General features: G+C 58.7%; 10 protein-coding genes. 8 read left to right on the plus strand and 2 right to left on the minus strand.

What is annotated here, in order from left to right:
- The first annotated feature begins 295 nt into the window (after positions 1-295).
- The 3 genes from uxaC to HNQ50_RS03105 all read left to right on the plus strand — a co-directional run bounded on the left by uxaC (position 296) and on the right by HNQ50_RS03105 (position 4,808).
- Positions 296-1,690, plus strand: a complete 1,395-nt coding sequence (gene uxaC, locus HNQ50_RS03095) for a glucuronate isomerase (RefSeq protein WP_184097435.1) — start codon at positions 296-298, stop codon at positions 1,688-1,690.
- Between the two features lie 73 nt (positions 1,691-1,763).
- Positions 1,764-3,365 carry a UxaA family hydrolase gene (locus HNQ50_RS03100; RefSeq protein WP_184097437.1) on the plus strand — a complete coding sequence of 534 codons (1,602 nt, stop codon included), beginning with the start codon at positions 1,764-1,766 and terminating at the stop codon, positions 3,363-3,365.
- 12 nt (positions 3,366-3,377) lie between these two features.
- A complete protein-coding gene (locus HNQ50_RS03105; protein ID WP_184097438.1) occupies positions 3,378-4,808 on the plus strand; it encodes a tagaturonate reductase in 1,431 nt (476 codons plus the stop codon).
- A gap of 220 nt (positions 4,809-5,028) precedes the next feature.
- On the opposite strand, the gene HNQ50_RS03110 is transcribed toward HNQ50_RS03105, so the two are convergent.
- On the minus strand, positions 5,029-5,757 hold the full coding sequence (locus HNQ50_RS03110; RefSeq protein WP_221302966.1) for a GntR family transcriptional regulator: 729 nt from the start codon (positions 5,755-5,757) through the stop codon (positions 5,029-5,031).
- A gap of 156 nt (positions 5,758-5,913) precedes the next feature.
- Positions 5,914-7,644, minus strand: a complete 1,731-nt coding sequence (locus HNQ50_RS03115) for a GGDEF domain-containing protein (RefSeq protein WP_184097440.1) — start codon at positions 7,642-7,644, stop codon at positions 5,914-5,916.
- A gap of 86 nt (positions 7,645-7,730) precedes the next feature.
- On the opposite strand from HNQ50_RS03115, the gene HNQ50_RS03120 reads away from it, so the two are divergent.
- The 5 genes from HNQ50_RS03120 to smc all read left to right on the plus strand — a co-directional run bounded on the left by HNQ50_RS03120 (position 7,731) and on the right by smc (position 15,476).
- Positions 7,731-7,955 (plus strand): hypothetical protein, encoded by a 225-nt coding sequence (locus HNQ50_RS03120; RefSeq protein ID WP_184097443.1) that lies wholly within the window; start codon positions 7,731-7,733, stop codon positions 7,953-7,955.
- 175 nt (positions 7,956-8,130) lie between these two features.
- Positions 8,131-9,933 (plus strand): M61 family metallopeptidase, encoded by a 1,803-nt coding sequence (locus tag HNQ50_RS03125; RefSeq protein ID WP_184097445.1) that lies wholly within the window; start codon positions 8,131-8,133, stop codon positions 9,931-9,933.
- A 167-nt stretch (positions 9,934-10,100) separates the two neighbouring features.
- Positions 10,101-10,559 carry an SEL1-like repeat protein gene (locus HNQ50_RS03130; RefSeq protein WP_184097447.1) on the plus strand — a complete coding sequence of 153 codons (459 nt, stop codon included), beginning with the start codon at positions 10,101-10,103 and terminating at the stop codon, positions 10,557-10,559.
- A 163-nt stretch (positions 10,560-10,722) separates the two neighbouring features.
- Entirely contained in the window at positions 10,723-11,811 is a 1,089-nt protein-coding gene (gene apbC / locus HNQ50_RS03135; protein ID WP_184097449.1) for an iron-sulfur cluster carrier protein ApbC, read from the plus strand.
- A gap of 164 nt (positions 11,812-11,975) precedes the next feature.
- Positions 11,976-15,476, plus strand: a complete 3,501-nt coding sequence (gene smc, locus HNQ50_RS03140; protein ID WP_184097451.1) for a chromosome segregation protein SMC — start codon at positions 11,976-11,978, stop codon at positions 15,474-15,476.
- The last annotated feature ends 48 nt before the right edge of the window (positions 15,477-15,524 follow it).

Here is a 15,524-nt window from a genome sequence, read left to right on the forward strand (position 1 = left end):
GTCGGATGGCCTTGATCAAGACCAGGTGTAGCGGCTTGGCAACCTCTTACAAAGTGGCTGCGCAATGAGCGGCTTCCACCTTTTTGGCGTTGCCACGCCTTGATTTTGCGATTTATGGACATTTCTTGACGTATGGCAAACGTAGCAGGTCGGCAAGTCACTACAAAGTGCTTGCGTAGCTAATATATCAGAGCCCATAATTCTGATATATCAGATCGACAGCCCCCTGAATCTTCAACAAAACAGGGGGATGCGCTTCACACACACCGTAAAAAGGCTAGGAGGTTGTACTGCGATGGCTGCTTTCATGGACAAGGATTTCCTGCTCGATACCGCAACTGCCCGTCACCTGTATCACGACGTGGCGGCGGATCTGCCCATCATTGATTACCACTCTCACTTGCAGCAGGGCGAAATCGCCAGCCGCAAAAAATTCCGCAACGTGGCAGAACTGTGGCTGGGGGGCGATCACTACAAGTGGCGGTTGATGCGCAGCGCCGGCGTCACCGAAGACTTCATCACCGGTAATCGCAGCGACGAAGAAAAATTCCGCGCTTTCTGCAAGGTGCTGCCGCATGCTATCGGCAACCCGATCTATCACTGGAGCCACCTGGAACTGCGCCGTATTTTCGGCATTGATCTGCTGATCAACGAAAAGAACGCCGGCCGTATCTGGGAAGAAGCCAACGCCAAACTGGCCCCGATGGATACCTGGTCTTTGCTGGAACAAGCCAAAGTAGAAATCGCATGTACCACCGATGACCCGGCTGACGATCTGTTGCAGCACCAGGAAATTGCCAAATCCGCGCTCAAGACCCGCGTGCTGCCGGCTTATCGCCCGGACAAGGCCATGCGCATCAACAATCCCGGTTTTGTCGATTATCTGGCGCACCTGGGTAATGTGGCCGGCGCCAGGGTGGATTCTTTTGCCAGCCTGATCGCGGCACTGGCTGCCCGTGTCACGTTCTTCCATCAGCAAGGCGCGCGTATCAGCGATCACGCGGTCGACGTCGCCCTGCCGGTGGTCCCGGCGACCGAGCAGCAACTGGAAGCACTGTTCCAGAAGCGCGTGGCCGGCAATCTGCTGACCGACGCTGAACTGGGCGCGTATGTGCGCGGCATCCTGACCGCCATGGGTCGTGTTTACGCCAGTCACGGCTGGTCCATGTGTTTGCACATTGGCGCTCAGCGCAACAACAACACCCGCATGCTGGGCACCCTGGGTGCGGATACCGGCTACGACTCCATCTCTGACATGAGCTGCAGCGCTGGTCTGGCTTCCATGCTGGACGTGCTGGACAGTACCGACGAGTTGCCCAAAACCATGCTGTTCTGCCTGAACCCGAACATGAACGATGTGCTCTCGACCATGATCGGCAACTTCCAGGGCGGCGGCGTCACGGGCAAGTTGCAATTTGGCCCGGCCTGGTGGTTCAACGATCACAAAACCGGCAACCTGGAGCAGTTTGTGACGCTGGCCAACCATGGTGTGCTGGGTACGTCCGTGGGCATGGTGACTGACTCGCGCAGCTTTGCCTCTTACCCGCGCCATGATTACTACCGTCGTCTACTGTGCCGCCAACTGGGTCAGTGGGTTGATGGCGGTGAATATCCGGCCGATGAATCGGCACTGGAACAGATTGTGCGCGATATCAGCTACGAAAACGCCAAGCGTTATTTCGCGCTCTGATCCGTACGCATAACACGTAATCCACACCGGCTGCCCTTAAGTGGGTAGCCGGTTCACGAAGACACTGGCAGCCATGCAAAAAACGCTCTGTATCCACCCTGATGACGACATGCTCGTTGCGCTGACCGATCTGGCCTCGGGCGAGATTGTCACCTGGGAAAACGAATCCATTCTGGTGACCACACCGGTTGCCGCCAAGCACAAGCTGGCACGTCGCGCCTTTGCCAAGGGCGAGTTGTTGCGCCTGTATGGCGTGCCGGTGGGGCGTGCCATGCAGGATATCCGCCGTGGCGAAGCCGTGACGACAGAGAACCTGGAACACTACGCGGCGGATGTCGAAATCACCCAGACACAGCCTTATACCTGGACTCCGCCCGACATGTCCGGCTGGCAAGGGGCAACCTTTCCTGGCGTGGTGCGTGCCGATGGTCGCATTGGTACGGCCAATTACTGGCTGATTTTCCCGCTGGTGTTCTGTGAGAACCGCAACGTTGAGCATCTGCGTAACGCACTGGAACAACCGCTGGGTTATGCCACCAATGATCTGGCTGCGTTTACCTTGTCTTTGCTGGGTGAAGATATGGATGCGCCGGCCCAAGCCGTGACGCGCCCGTTCCCCAATGTCGATGGCGTGCGCATCATCACGCATGCTGGCGGCTGTGGTGGCACGCGCGCTGATGCGCGCTCCTTGTGCAAGATCCTGTCTGCGTATGCCGATCATCCCAATGTGGCCGGGATTACCGTGTTCAGCCTGGGTTGTCAGAACGCCCAGATCAAAATGTTCAAGGAAGAACTGGCCAAGGTAAACGCCAACTTCGATAAACCCTGTCTGATCTTTGAACAGCAGCAGTGGGATAGCGAAGAAGCCATGATGAAGTCCGTGTTGCAGGACACGCTCAAGGGCATCCGGGCCGCCAACGAGATCAAACGCACGCCGGTACCGCTCTCCGCACTGAAGATTGGCGTGAAATGCGGGGGTTCGGATGGTTTTTCGGGCATCTCTGCCAACCCGACCATGGGTCTGGTCTCTGACATGGTGGTGGCCATGGGCGGGGCATCGATCCTGGCGGAATTCCCGGAACTGTGCGGCGTAGAAGCCAGCTTGATCGAACGTTGCGAAAACGAAGACGACAAGCGCCGCTTCCTGGGGATGATGCGCGACTTCGAAGCCAAAGCGCAGGCGGTGGGCACCAGTTTTGCCGCCAACCCCAGCCCGGGCAATATCCGCGACGGCTTGATTACGGACGCGATCAAATCTGCCGGCGCGGCCAAGAAAGGCGGTACATCACCCATCGTCTCGGTGCTCGATTACGGCGAAAACGCAGGCAAGCCTGGTTTGTCCCTTTTGTGCACGCCGGGCGGGGATGTGGAATCGGTCACCGGCATCGTGGCATCCGGTGCAAACGTGGTGCTGTTCTCTACGGGTCTGGGTACGCCGACGGGCAACCCGATCGTGCCAGTGCTCAAGATTGCCACCAACACCAAAACCGCGACCAAGCTCAAAGACATGATCGACTTCGACTGCGGCCCGGTGGTGGAAGGCAAGCCCCTGCCGGAAGTGGCAGAAGACCTGTTCAAGATGGTTGTGGCGACCGCCGGCGGTGAGTACCGCGCCAAGGCAGATCGCCTGCAGCAGTACGACTTCATTTTCTGGAAACGGGATATTTCCCTTTAAGAGCCCAAAATCATGCAGACATTACAGCGGGAAAAACCGTTCAATCGCCCGATCCGTTTCTTGCAGTTTGGCGAAGGCAACTTTCTGCGCGCATTTGTTGACTGGCAGATTGACCTGTTGAATGAACGCACCGGGCTTGATGCCGGTGTCGTGGTAGTGCGTCCGCGCGGTAACCCGTCCTTGCCCTTGCTGGATGTACAAGGTGGTGTCTTTACCACATTGATCCGCGGGCTGGATGAATCTGGCAAGCCGGTCAAAACCTATCGCAAGATTGAATGTGTCGAACGGGAAATTGATCTCGGCGAGCACTACGCCCAATACCTGGCGCTGGCCGCCAATCCGGACTTGCGCTTTGTGGTGTCCAACACCACCGAAGCCGGCATTGCCACCAACGACACAGACCGTCTGGAAGATTCGCCCCCGGCGACTTTTCCGGCCAAACTCACCCGCTTTTTGCACGAGCGCTTCAAGCATTTTGGCGGCGCGGCTGACAAAGGTCTGGTGTTGTTGCCATGCGAGTTGATTGATTACAACGGCGATGCGCTGCGGGCGGCGGTGCTGCACTTTGCCCGTTTGTGGCAACTGGGCGAACGGTTTGAAGCCTGGCTGGGTGGCGCTTGCACCTTCTGCTCCACGCTGGTTGACCGCATCGTGACGGGTTACCCGCAGGCAGAAATGGCGCAAATTGATGAAGAATTGGGTTATCACGACCAGTTCCTCGTCACCGCCGAATACTTCTACCTGTTTGTGATTCAGGGCCCGCAGTGGTTGGCCAAAGAGCTCAAGCTTGATGGCGCTGGCCTGAATATCCGCCTGGTGGATGACATCACCCCGTACAAGCAGCGCAAAGTAGGTGTGCTCAATGGGGGCCACACCGTGCTGGTGCCGGTGGCTTTGCTGGCCGGTTTGCATGAAGTGGGCGAAGCAGTGGCAGACCCGGTGGTCGGGCCGTTCCTGCTGGATGTGCTGAACGAAGAAATCATTCCGGCGTTGCCGCTGGAACGCGCGGAACTCGATTCATTTGCAGCCGACGTATTGCGCCGTTTCCGTAATCCGTACATTCATCACCGGCTGGAGTCGATTGCCCTCAATAGCTGGAGCAAATACGCCGCGCGCGTACTGCCCCAATTGCTGCAGTACCAGCGCAGCACCGGCAAGCTGCCGCAACGCTTGTTGATTGCGCTGGCGGCCACCATGGTGTTGTACCGCGGCAAGCTGATCAAGCTGTCGGACGATCCGGCATGGCTGGCGTGGTTTGAGGCTGGCTGGGGCAAGGTGGATGCCGGTCAGTGGACCTTGCCGCAACTGGCCACAGAGTGGCTGGGCAATGTGGCGCTGTGGGGTCAGGACCTCAATGGTGTTGCGGGATTGTCGGATGCTTTGGCCGGGATTTTGGGCACGATTGAAACGCAGGGTATTGCTGCGCTCATTTCACAAGGCTGATTTTGCTGCAATTGCCAAAAAGAAAACGCTGATAAACCCGCCATTGCCAAATTGAATTGCAATGGCGGGTTAAACGCTTTAGCAATTAATACTTACAACCGTTCATGTTTTCTGAAGAAAGCCTGGACGACCGGTTTTACGATTGCGTTCGTGTAGCAGAGATTAAAAAAGCCCGCTAATCAGCGGGCTTTTTTTGGGGCTTGTGGCCTCGTTGGCGCAATCAATCGTGTGCGCGTTCGGGCAAGTGCTGGATAAAGTATTCTGGTTGTAGCGTTCTGGCCACTTCCAGTACCGGCAATACATGATCCAGGTGGGAACGCATGGCGGCAACTGCTGCGCTGGGCTCGCCTTTTTCAATGGCGTTGACCACCTCAACGTGTTCATCGACCACGTGTTCCATACGTCCTGGCAGGGGCAGCGTCAGGCGGCGATAGCGGTCGATCTGTGTCTTGGCCTGCAAAATAATGGGCCACACCCCGGGATGACCGGACAATTCAGCCAGTGCCGCATGAAACGCTTCATCGGTCTGGTGAAAACCACGGGTGTCGCCGGCATCTGTGTACTGGCGTTGCTCGGCCAGAATGCCGCGTAATACCGTGACGCCTTCGGGCGAGATGCGCTTGGCCGCTTCTTCCACAATGGCAATTTCCAGGGCCGTACGCACCAGCATGGCTTCTTCCAGTGCATCCAGCGGAATCCGTGCCACAAAGGTGCCCACGCGCGGCATGATTTCCACGAGGCCTTCTTCGGCCAGGCGCTGCACGGCTTCATGCACCGGTGTGCGACTGGTGCCGTGTTCGGCGGCAATATCGCGTTCGACAATCCGGGTGCCGGGGAGCATGGACATTTCAACAATACGCAGGCGTAAATCCAGATAAACCCTGCGCGATGCACTCAGTGCGGCGTCCTGACTACTTTCCAGGTCTTGCAGTTTTTCCTTGGTATTCATTGATCCAGCTCTGCGCGGATAGCGATAAAGTTGTGTTTAGAGTTTTGTGCGGTAATTATTTTTGTTTTATTGTTTTGCGTCAATCATCAAAACACGGTGCGCTATATTCGCATTTAATGGTATTGCTTGTCACCGATAACACGATGCGCGCTTTGTTCAACCGATTACCCGGTTTCTACCGCGCTCTTTGGCGTCATACAAATGGCGATCTGCGGCCAGCGCCAGTTTTTCCAGTGTGTCCTGCTGCGGGCTGAGCTGGGCAAAACCCACACTGACGGTGAGGTGAAGGGATTGGCCGTCAACGGTGGCTAATGTGGTCCGGGCGATATCCTGACGGATGCGTTCCAGTACTTCTATGGTATTTGCCTCATTTGCATCGGCCAGCAGGAAAATGAATTCTTCCCCGCCATAACGGGCAAACAAGTCTGAACTGCGCAGATTGATCCGGCAGCGTTCACTGACCGCCCGGATCACGACATCACCGACGTCATGGCCCCACGTGTCATTAACCCGTTTGAAGTGGTCCAGATCAAGCAGCGCCACGCTGCAATAACCGCCGCGTCGAGCGGTCTGGGTGACGGTGACGGTGGCCATGGACTGGAAGGCACGGCGGTTCAGGGCGCCGGTCAGAAAATCGGTGGTGGCGGCTTCATGCAGATCGGCAATCAGCGCCTCACGCTCGATCTGCAGCGCCTGGCGTGCCTGGCTGTGGTCGCGCAAGATGGCAATGGCGCTCAGTACATCGCCAATTTCGTCACTGCGCACGGGGGTGGGTACGGGAGTATCCAGCTTGCCTGCGGCCAGGGCTTTGATGATATTGGCCGAAGTGGTAAGCGCGTTGAGTAGCCGGTAACCAAACAGGCAAAGCGGCACAATCAGCAACAAAACCAGTGCGGCAGTCAGACCGCCAAGCCATAACAGGCTATTGCGTGACCGCGATTCTGCCGCCTGTGCCTGCTTGCTGGCTTGCAACAGGAGCGCATCGCGTAATCCAACAATGGGGTTCATGGTCGGAACATAGCGTGCAGCAAATTCGCCGGTGGTCATTTGCGGGACGACACTGGCGCGCCAGGTCAATAGCACCTGGTTGACCAGCGCCTGACCATCGCCAAAGTATTGCTGGTCCATTTGCGTGACTGCACCGGTAATGTCGGGGTTGTCGGCACAACAGCGCGCTACCCGGTTATTGACCAGCATGCGCATGATGTCGATGTGGCCGATGATGCGCTCGATGGATTCTACGGTCTGCCGGGTCAAGGGCTCCTGGCGGATCAGCGCGCGGGTGAATTGCGAGCCCAGTTGTCCGGCTTGTTCCCGCAGTTCTGCCGCGGCGCGGGCGGCAACCAGCAAATCGTTCAGTGTATTGCCGCGTTGTTCGGCCGCGCCGGAAACGCGGGTGGCCAGCGGCGAGGCCCGGCCCGCCACCGCGATCATGGCGGTGACTGCATCATCAATGGTTTCACCGGGGCGCTGTGCGACCGGCATGGCGATCAAAGTATCGACCTTGCGCCGGCCCGTTTGCAGATCGTTTTGCAATTGCAACAGCGCATTGACCAGGGTGGCACGGTCGTCGTCGTCATCCAGTTGCTGCAGGCCGCTCATCAAGGCATTGATGGCCGCGTCGCTGTGTTCCCGCGCGGTAGTCAGGGCTGCTGCCTGGCTGGCCGGGGCGGGCAGGGGCGCGCCCATCATGGCATTGCTGGGGCCGCGCTCGCGCGAGACCATTTCGAAGACCTTGAGCGCCAGAATTGTGCGTTCGACATCACGCACGGCATGGTGATTTTCCGCGTACTCGTGCCATTGCTTGTGCGCCAGCCAGCCCAGCAGCCCCGCCAGCGTCAGCGTCCACGCAGTGATATACAGAATGAAGCGGGTTTTGATGCGCATGGGCTCGACACGTTGTCTTGTTTTTTTAATCAGCGGTTTGCCTTGCAGCGTCCGTGGGGAACATGCGGCGCCTCCATGAGTCCATCGTGGGTGTTCGCAACGCAAACTGCAAATCAAGTGAGGCGCAAATGGTACAGAAACCTGATCGTGAAGCCGAAGAACTCGATTACCCCGACCAAAGGGCGGCAAAAAAGCAACAAAATCAGCTTGATACTGCCCGCCGTCAGCATAGCCACCGGGCCTTTCCGGATCAGGCCGTTGATCCGCAATCTAAAAGTGAAGAGGGGCCGGCAGGTTTGCCGCAGCGCTGAATATGCGACAATGAAATCCCCCGCTTTGCGGGGGATTTTTGTTGCGTCTGCCCATGCGGCTTGCCACCCAGGCCGCTTGGGCGCATTGTTCTGCGTTTCATGATTAGTTGCAGTGGTAATCACCCATAAAGTGGCTTGCCCTGCGTGATTGAACTTCCCCCACAAGAGCCTTGCAATGCCTCACTACCGGATCAAACCTGCCGATCTTCATGCCCATTATTTTGATGTCTCACTGAGCATCGACAAACCCGATGCTACCGGGCAGACGGTGTGGTTGCCGGTGTGGATTCCCGGTAGTTATCTGGTCCGTGAGTTTGCGCGCAATATCGTCAGCATCAGCGCCAGTTGCAAAGGCAAACCGGTGACCTTGACCAAGCTGGACAAACACAGCTGGCAGGCCGAGCCCGTGAAAGGCAAGCTGGAAATCAGTTATCGCGTCTATGCCTGGGATTTGTCTGTGCGTGGTGCCTATCTGGATGAAACGCGTGGTTTTTTCAACGGCACCAGCACCTTTCTGGCCGTCAAAGGCCAGGAGCAGTGGCCATGCACGGTTGAACTGGTCGCGCCTGCGGGCGTGCAATGGCATGTCGCGACCAGCCTGCCGGTCGATGGCGCACGCGTGGGTGAGTACGGCTTGTACAAGGCGGCTGATTACGATGAACTGATCGACCACCCGGTCGAAATGGGCGTGTTCAGTGACATCCGGTTCAAGGCCTGTGGCGTGCCGCACGAAGTCGTTATTGCCGGTCGCCATCGCACCGATATGAAACGCCTGAAGCGCGACCTGAAAAAGATTTGTGAATACCAGATCAAACTGTTTGGCGAACCGGCGCCGTTTGATCGCTATGTTTTCATGAGTATGGTGACCGGTGACGGTTACGGGGGCCTGGAACACCGGGCATCCACCGCCCTGATGGTCAGCCGCGACGATCTGCCGCTAGAGCATGAAGTTGCCGCGAAGGCGGGTTATCGCCAGTACCTGGGTCTGTGCAGCCACGAGTACTTCCATACCTGGAACGTCAAGCGTATCAAGCCTGCAGCCTACGCGCCGTATGACCTGTACAGCGAGAACTACACACGCCTGCTGTGGGCCTTTGAAGGCATCACCTCTTATTACGATGATCTGACCCTGGTGCGTACCGGCCTGATTACCGTGCAGGAGTACTTTGACCTGCTGGCGCAAACCCTGACCGGCGTCGAGCGCGGTGCGGGCCGCAAACGCCAGAATCTGGAAGAAGCCAGCCTGGACGCCTGGGTCAAATACTACCGTCAGGACGAAAACAGCCCCAACGCCATTGTCAGCTACTACACCAAAGGTGCGCTGGCAGCCTTGTGCTTGGATCTGACCATTCGGCAGCGCAGCAAGGGCAAGAAGAGTCTGGACGACGTGATGCGTACGCTGTGGCAGCGCTTTGGCAAAGACTTTTACGCCAGCAAGGGGGGCAAAGGTGTCGGTGAGGCTGAATGGGAAAGCATAGCCAGTGAAGTGGCCGGTTTTGATCTCAAGGATTTCTTTGATCTGGCACTGCGTTCGACCGAAGAGCTACCCATTGCCAGCCTGCTGGCACAAGTGGGCGTGGAAACCCAATTGCGCGTGACTGCGGGGGGGACGGACAAGGGGGGCTGGAAAGAGATCACCGCAGCCGGCAACAGCATTGGTGCGCGTGTGGCCGCAGAGGCTGGCGGCGTGAAACTGACCCATGTACTGGAGGGCGGCGCGGCGCAAAAGGCCGGCCTTGCTGCCGGCGACGTGCTGGTGGCATTGAACGGTTTACGAATTACCGCAGGTAATCTGGATACCGCGCTTGGCAGCTACGCCGCAGGCAGCGAAGTGCAGATTCATGCTTTCCGCCGGGATGAACTCTCTGTGCGCAAGCTGGCCATTCAGGTCGCAGGTGAAGATACCTGGGGTCTGCGGGCTGCCGCAGAGCCCAGCACTGCAGTTCTTGCCGCGCGCAAGGCCTGGCTGGAAGGTTGACCGCGCAGGGTTCAGACCCGTTACGTGAAAAACCCGGCCTCTGGCCGGGTTTTTCTTTGCTGTTAATCACGGCCATTTCAGTGTGTTTTTCAGGGGATTCTGATACTTATTTTTATATGCCCAATCAATAATTCTCGAATTCTCAAAATGGATTTCGGGTGATTCTCATGGACCACGTCGCTCAGGGCAACGCTACTGCCCACGCCATGCAGCAGCAATTCAACCAGGCCGTCCGGATGATGAACGGTAGTGCGCCCCAAGAACAGGCCGAAGCTGTCGCCACACTGCAGCAACTGGCCCAGCGAGGCATGCCCAGAGCCGCCTACAACGTTGGCGTAGCGCATTTGCGTGGTTTTCATGTTGAACAGAGCCGGGATCAAGCCGGGGCGTACCTGCGCATGGCTGCAGAACAGGGTTATCAGCGTGCTTATTATCCATTTGGTCAGTTGCTGCGCGAAGGAGGGCTGACCGAATGCCAGGAGATGCCGCTGGATTTACGCCTCTATCTCGCTGCCAAATGGATGTGGCGTGCTGCTTGCAAAGGAGAGGGCCGCGCCGCGAAAGCGCTGGACCAGGCTTGGGTACCGGCCATCTTCCGCTCTCTGGACAAAGGCTACTACCGCTAAAGCGGCATCCCTGCAAGCGACTGACCCGACACCGGATACACCCCAGTATCCGGTGTCGGCGTTTATGGGCCCAGACTTGAGTTTCGGCTGTACCGACGCAATCTACGGTAAAATCCCACCCAATCCTTCGACGTCTTTTTTGCGCCCCGCGCCCCCAGATACCATGCCCGATCTCCAGTCTATCCAGCAGATTCTCAGCCAGACCATCGACCCCAATACCGGCAAGGATTATCAATCCTCGCGCGGGGTGAAAAACCTCAAAATTGACGCCGGTGTGGTCAGCTTTGATCTGGTACTGGGTTATCCGGCCCAAAGCCAGCATGAGGTGATCCGCCAGCAACTGGATGCCGCGCTCAAAACGCTGCCCGGCGTGACCGGCACCGAGGTCAGCATCAGTACACATGTCGTGGCACATGCGGCCCAGCGTGGCCTGCAACTGCATCAGGGTGTGCGCAACATGATTGCCATTGCCAGCGGCAAGGGCGGGGTGGGCAAATCCACCACAGCGGTTAATCTGGCGCTGGCTCTGGCGGCAGAAGGAGCCAAGGTCGGTTTGCTGGATGCCGATATCTATGGCCCGTCGCAGCCGACCATGATGGGCGTTGCCGATCAGCAACCAACCTCGCCAGACAACAAGCACATCGAGCCCATCGTCAATTACGGTGTGCAGACCATGTCGATTGGTTTTCTGATCGACAACGAACAGCCTATGGTCTGGCGCGGCCCCATGGTGACCCAGGCGCTGACGCAATTGCTGAACGATACGCTGTGGAATGACCTTGATTATCTGATCATCGATTTGCCGCCGGGTACCGGCGACATCCAGCTGACGCTCTCGCAAAAAGTGCCGCTGACCGGGGCTGTGATTGTCACCACGCCGCAGGATATTGCCCTGCTGGACGCGCGCAAGGGCCTGAAGATGTTCGAGAAGGTCGGCGTGCCGATCCTGGGCATTGTCGAGAACATGAGCATGCACATTTGCAGCAACTGCGGCCATGCCGAGCCCATTTTTGGCGAAGGTGGCGGCGCCGCCATGTGCAAGGATTACGGCACGGAGTTACTCGGCCAGTTGCCGCTGGACCTGTCGATCCGCCTGGGGGCGGATTCGGGCAAGCCCAGTGTGGTGGCAGATCCGGACAGCGCTATCTCCAGCACCTATAAACAAGTCGCGCGCAAACTGGCTGCGCGCGTGGCAATCAAGGCGCAGGACTTTTCGGCCAGGTTCCCGAAGATCGTCATTCAGAACGACTGAGTGATGGCCGGCGCCCGGTTGGCGGAGTGGCTTTGCCCGCCGCGCCGGGCGCTTGATACGGCAAGGTGTCGCGCCATTGCGACGCCTTGCTGCATTGCGCACACCTAAGCCTCCCCCGCATTGCGCTACAATCGGCGCTTTCGCAACCGCTGGCAGTCCCCTCAGTGCGCCTTACCCACATCAAGCTGGCTGGCTTCAAATCCTTTGTTGACCCATCGACCATTCACGTCGCCGGGCAACTGGTGGCTGTTTGCGGGCCCAATGGTTGCGGGAAATCCAATGTAATTGACGCCGTGCGCTGGGTGCTGGGCGAATCGTCCGCCAAGCAGTTGCGTGGCGAATCCATGCAGGACGTCATCTTCAATGGCTCCGGCTCGCGCAAACCGGTGGGGCGGGCGTCGGTGGAACTGGTGTTCGACAACAGCGCTGGCCTCGCGGCCGGGCAGTGGAGCCAGTACGCCGAAATCTCCATCAAGCGCGTGCTCACCCGCCAGGGCGAATCCTCCTACTACATCAATCAGTTGCCGGTACGCCGCCGCGACATCACCGATCTTTTTCTGGGGACGGGCGTAGGCAAGGGCGGCTACGCCATTATTGAACAGGGCATGATCTCGCGCATTATCGAGGCACGCCCGGAAGAATTACGGCATTTTCTGGAAGAAGCGGCCGGCGTGTCCAAATACAAGGAGCGCCGCCGTGAAACCGAAAGCCGCCTGGCGGATACGCGCGACAACCTGGATCGCGTGGATGATATCCGTCTGGAACTGACGGGCCAGATCACCAAGCTGGAATCCCAGGCCGAGATTGCCTCGCAATACAACAATCTCAGAGACACGATCACCGAAAAACAAAATCTGCTGGCTTTGCAGCGCAAGCTTGATGCCGCGCGAGATGTAGAAAACACCCGCCGTGATATCGAAGCGGCACAAAACGCGCTGGAATCAAAGCTGGCTGATTTGCGGGCACTGGAAGCCGCGCTGGAAGAACTGCGCGAAACGCACTTCACCGCCAGCGATGCCGTCCATGCCGCGCAAGGCGAGTTGTACGATGCCAATGCCACCGTCGCCCGGCTGGAACAGCAACTGCTGCACCTGCGCCAGAACCGGGACCGTATCAGCACGGATCTGGAAGCAGCCAAAACCGAGCTGGCGCGCATTGACCAAAGCGGTCGCCAGGGCGAGGCGGAGCGGGAAGACTGGCTGCAACGCCAGGAAGAAGCAGGCATCGCCGCCGAAGAAGCCACCCTGGCGCTGGAAGACGAAACCCAGCGCTTGCCAGAGCTGGAACAGGCGCTCAAAGAAATGGACACGCGTTTTCAGTACACGCGTGATCAACTGGCCCAGGCGCGCAATACCCTGCAACTGACGCAGCAGCAGACGCAACACCATGTTCGCACTTGTGAGGCGCTTAAGGCGCGGCGCGATCGCCTGCAGCAAGACCTGGCGCGCTTGACGCAAGAAGGGGGCGGCGAACAACTGCAAAACCTGCGGCTGGCGCAAGAAGAATCGGCGTTGAATCTGGAAACCGCGCAACTGGCGCTGGATGAAGACGAAGCCGCGCTGGAAACCGCCCGCCAGACGCTGGACGAAGCCGCTGCGGAGCGAGACCAGCAGACCCGGCAGCGTAATGAATTGCAGGCCCGCATCAAGGCGTTGGAAAGTCTGCCCAAACCCGCGGATGACAAAGCGTTGGGGTCGTGGTTGGCCGCGCAGGGTTTGCAGAACACACCGCAACTCTATGAATCGCTGCGTATCGCCGGCGGCTGGGAAAAAGCCGTCGAAGCCGTGCTGGGTCAACGCATGCAGGCACGGGTCGTCACCGCCTTGCCCTCGGCAACACCGCCTGCCGCATTGGCCCTGTTGCAACCCGCCGCAGCCGGCTCCAGTACGGGGTCGATGACACTGCCGCGCTTGCTGGATCAGGTTCACAGTACGAATGCCGCACTCAACCCCGTGCTGGTTGATTTGCTGAGTACAGTCTGGTGCGTTGAAGACGCGACCCAATGGTCCGCCCTGCGTGAGCAACTGCCGGTTGGTGGTCTGCTGGTAACGCGGGATGGGCATTGTGGGGACCGCCAGACCTTGCGCTACCACGCCGCACAGGGCGTTGTCGCCAACCTCGTGGCGCAACGGCAGGCACTGGAAGATGCAGTGCAGAGCGTCGAGGCCATGGCGCCGGCCTGGCAAGCTGCGGTGTCGGCGCATGAAGCCGGCCAGCGAGCCCTGACTGACATTGAACAGCGCCTGCGCCAGCAGCGCGCCACCCTCAGCCGCTTGCAGACAGAGTCGGCTGAATTGACGCGGCAAAGTGCCCGGCTGGAAGAGGCCGATGCGCAGCGGATACGGCAGTCTGCACAGTGGCAGGAAGAACTGGAAACCATCCAGCTGCAACTGGAAGAAGAAATCTACGCGGCTCAGGAAACCGAAACGGCGCATCAAGACGCGCAAGCCGCGCTGGAGCCGTTGCAAGAAGAACTGGACGCGCAAAAGCTGGCGCGGGCCGAGGCGGAATCGGCCTGTGAATTGCAGCGCAGCCGCTTGCGTCAGGTTGAACGCATGGCGCAGGAAACGCGCTTTGCCGTGCAGGCAGCGCAAACCCGTCTGGCCGATATGGCCCGCCGGGACGAAGATTTGCAGCATCGCCGCGAACTGGTGGCCGAACGGCTGGAGTCGCTCACGCTGGAGCTGGAAGGCATCCACGAGGGTGACTTTGATGTCGGCTTTCAGGACGCCATCAATCTGCGCGGCGAGAAAGAGCGCGCGCTGGCCGCAACGCGCGATGCGCTCAATGGCTTTGCCCAGCAAATGCGTGATCGTGAGGCCGAGAAGCAACGTATTGAAGCCGGCATGGAGCCTGCGCGTGAAGCCGTGAACGGCGCGCGCCTGAAAGAACAGGAAGCGCGTCTGGCGCTGGAGCGTTTTGCCGAAGAATTGCAAGAAGCCGGTGCAGACGAAGCGGCGCTGCGCGAAAAACTGGGCGCGGGCGTGAAGATATCCAGCCTGACGGCAGAGATTGGCCGGCTCAGCCAGGCGCTGAATAATCTGGGCTCGGTCAACCTGGCTGCGCTTGAGGAGTTGAATAGTGCACGGGAGCGTCAGCAATACCTGGACGCGCAAGCGGGCGATCTTGCCGCTGCCGTGGAAACGCTGGAAAACGCCATCCGCCGGATCGACCGGGAAACCCGCGCGCTGTTGCAAGAAACCTATGACACCGTGAACGGCAATTTGCAGGAATTATTCCCGCTGCTGTTTGGGGGTGGGCACGCCGAACTGATGCTGACCGGTGACGAGATTCTGGATGCCGGACTGACCATTCTGGCGCAGCCACCCGGCAAGAAGAACAGTACGATCCATTTGTTATCGGGTGGCGAGAAAGCACTGACGGCGTTAAGTCTGGTATTCTCGCTGTTCCGGCTGAATCCGGCGCCTTTTTGTTTGCTGGATGAAGTTGACGCACCACTGGATGACGCCAACACGCTGCGATTCTGCGAACTGGTCAAAAAAATGGCCGAACGCACGCAATTCCTCTATATCAGCCACAACCGGCTCACCATGGAGATGGCGGCGCAACTCGTGGGTGTCACCATGCAGGAACAAGGGGTTTCACGCGTGGTGGCGGTCGATATCGAGACCGCCCTGTCCATGCGCGATGCCGCAACCGTTTGATGAATTCGCCGCCCGTCCCGTGAAACGGGGCAGGGGCCAACACAGATA

The organism is Silvimonas terrae, assembly GCF_014202765.1.
Lineage (GTDB): Bacteria > Pseudomonadota > Gammaproteobacteria > Burkholderiales > Chitinibacteraceae > Silvimonas > Silvimonas terrae.

Bases quoted from the DNA above. Each gene is read 5' to 3' on its own strand.
- uxaC (WP_184097435.1), top strand. From the start codon at position 296: ATGGCTGCTTTCATGGACAAGGATTTCCTGCTCGATACCGCAACTGCC.
- HNQ50_RS03100 (WP_184097437.1), top strand. From the start codon at position 1,764: ATGCAAAAAACGCTCTGTATCCACCCTGATGACGACATGCTCGTTGCG.
- HNQ50_RS03105 (WP_184097438.1), top strand. From the start codon at position 3,378: ATGCAGACATTACAGCGGGAAAAACCGTTCAATCGCCCGATCCGTTTC.
- HNQ50_RS03110 (WP_221302966.1), bottom strand. From the start codon at position 5,757: ATGAATACCAAGGAAAAACTGCAAGACCTGGAAAGTAGTCAGGACGCC.
- HNQ50_RS03115 (WP_184097440.1), bottom strand. From the start codon at position 7,644: ATGCGCATCAAAACCCGCTTCATTCTGTATATCACTGCGTGGACGCTG.
- HNQ50_RS03125 (WP_184097445.1), top strand. From the start codon at position 8,131: ATGCCTCACTACCGGATCAAACCTGCCGATCTTCATGCCCATTATTTT.
- HNQ50_RS03130 (WP_184097447.1), top strand. From the start codon at position 10,101: ATGGACCACGTCGCTCAGGGCAACGCTACTGCCCACGCCATGCAGCAG.
- apbC (WP_184097449.1), top strand. From the start codon at position 10,723: ATGCCCGATCTCCAGTCTATCCAGCAGATTCTCAGCCAGACCATCGAC.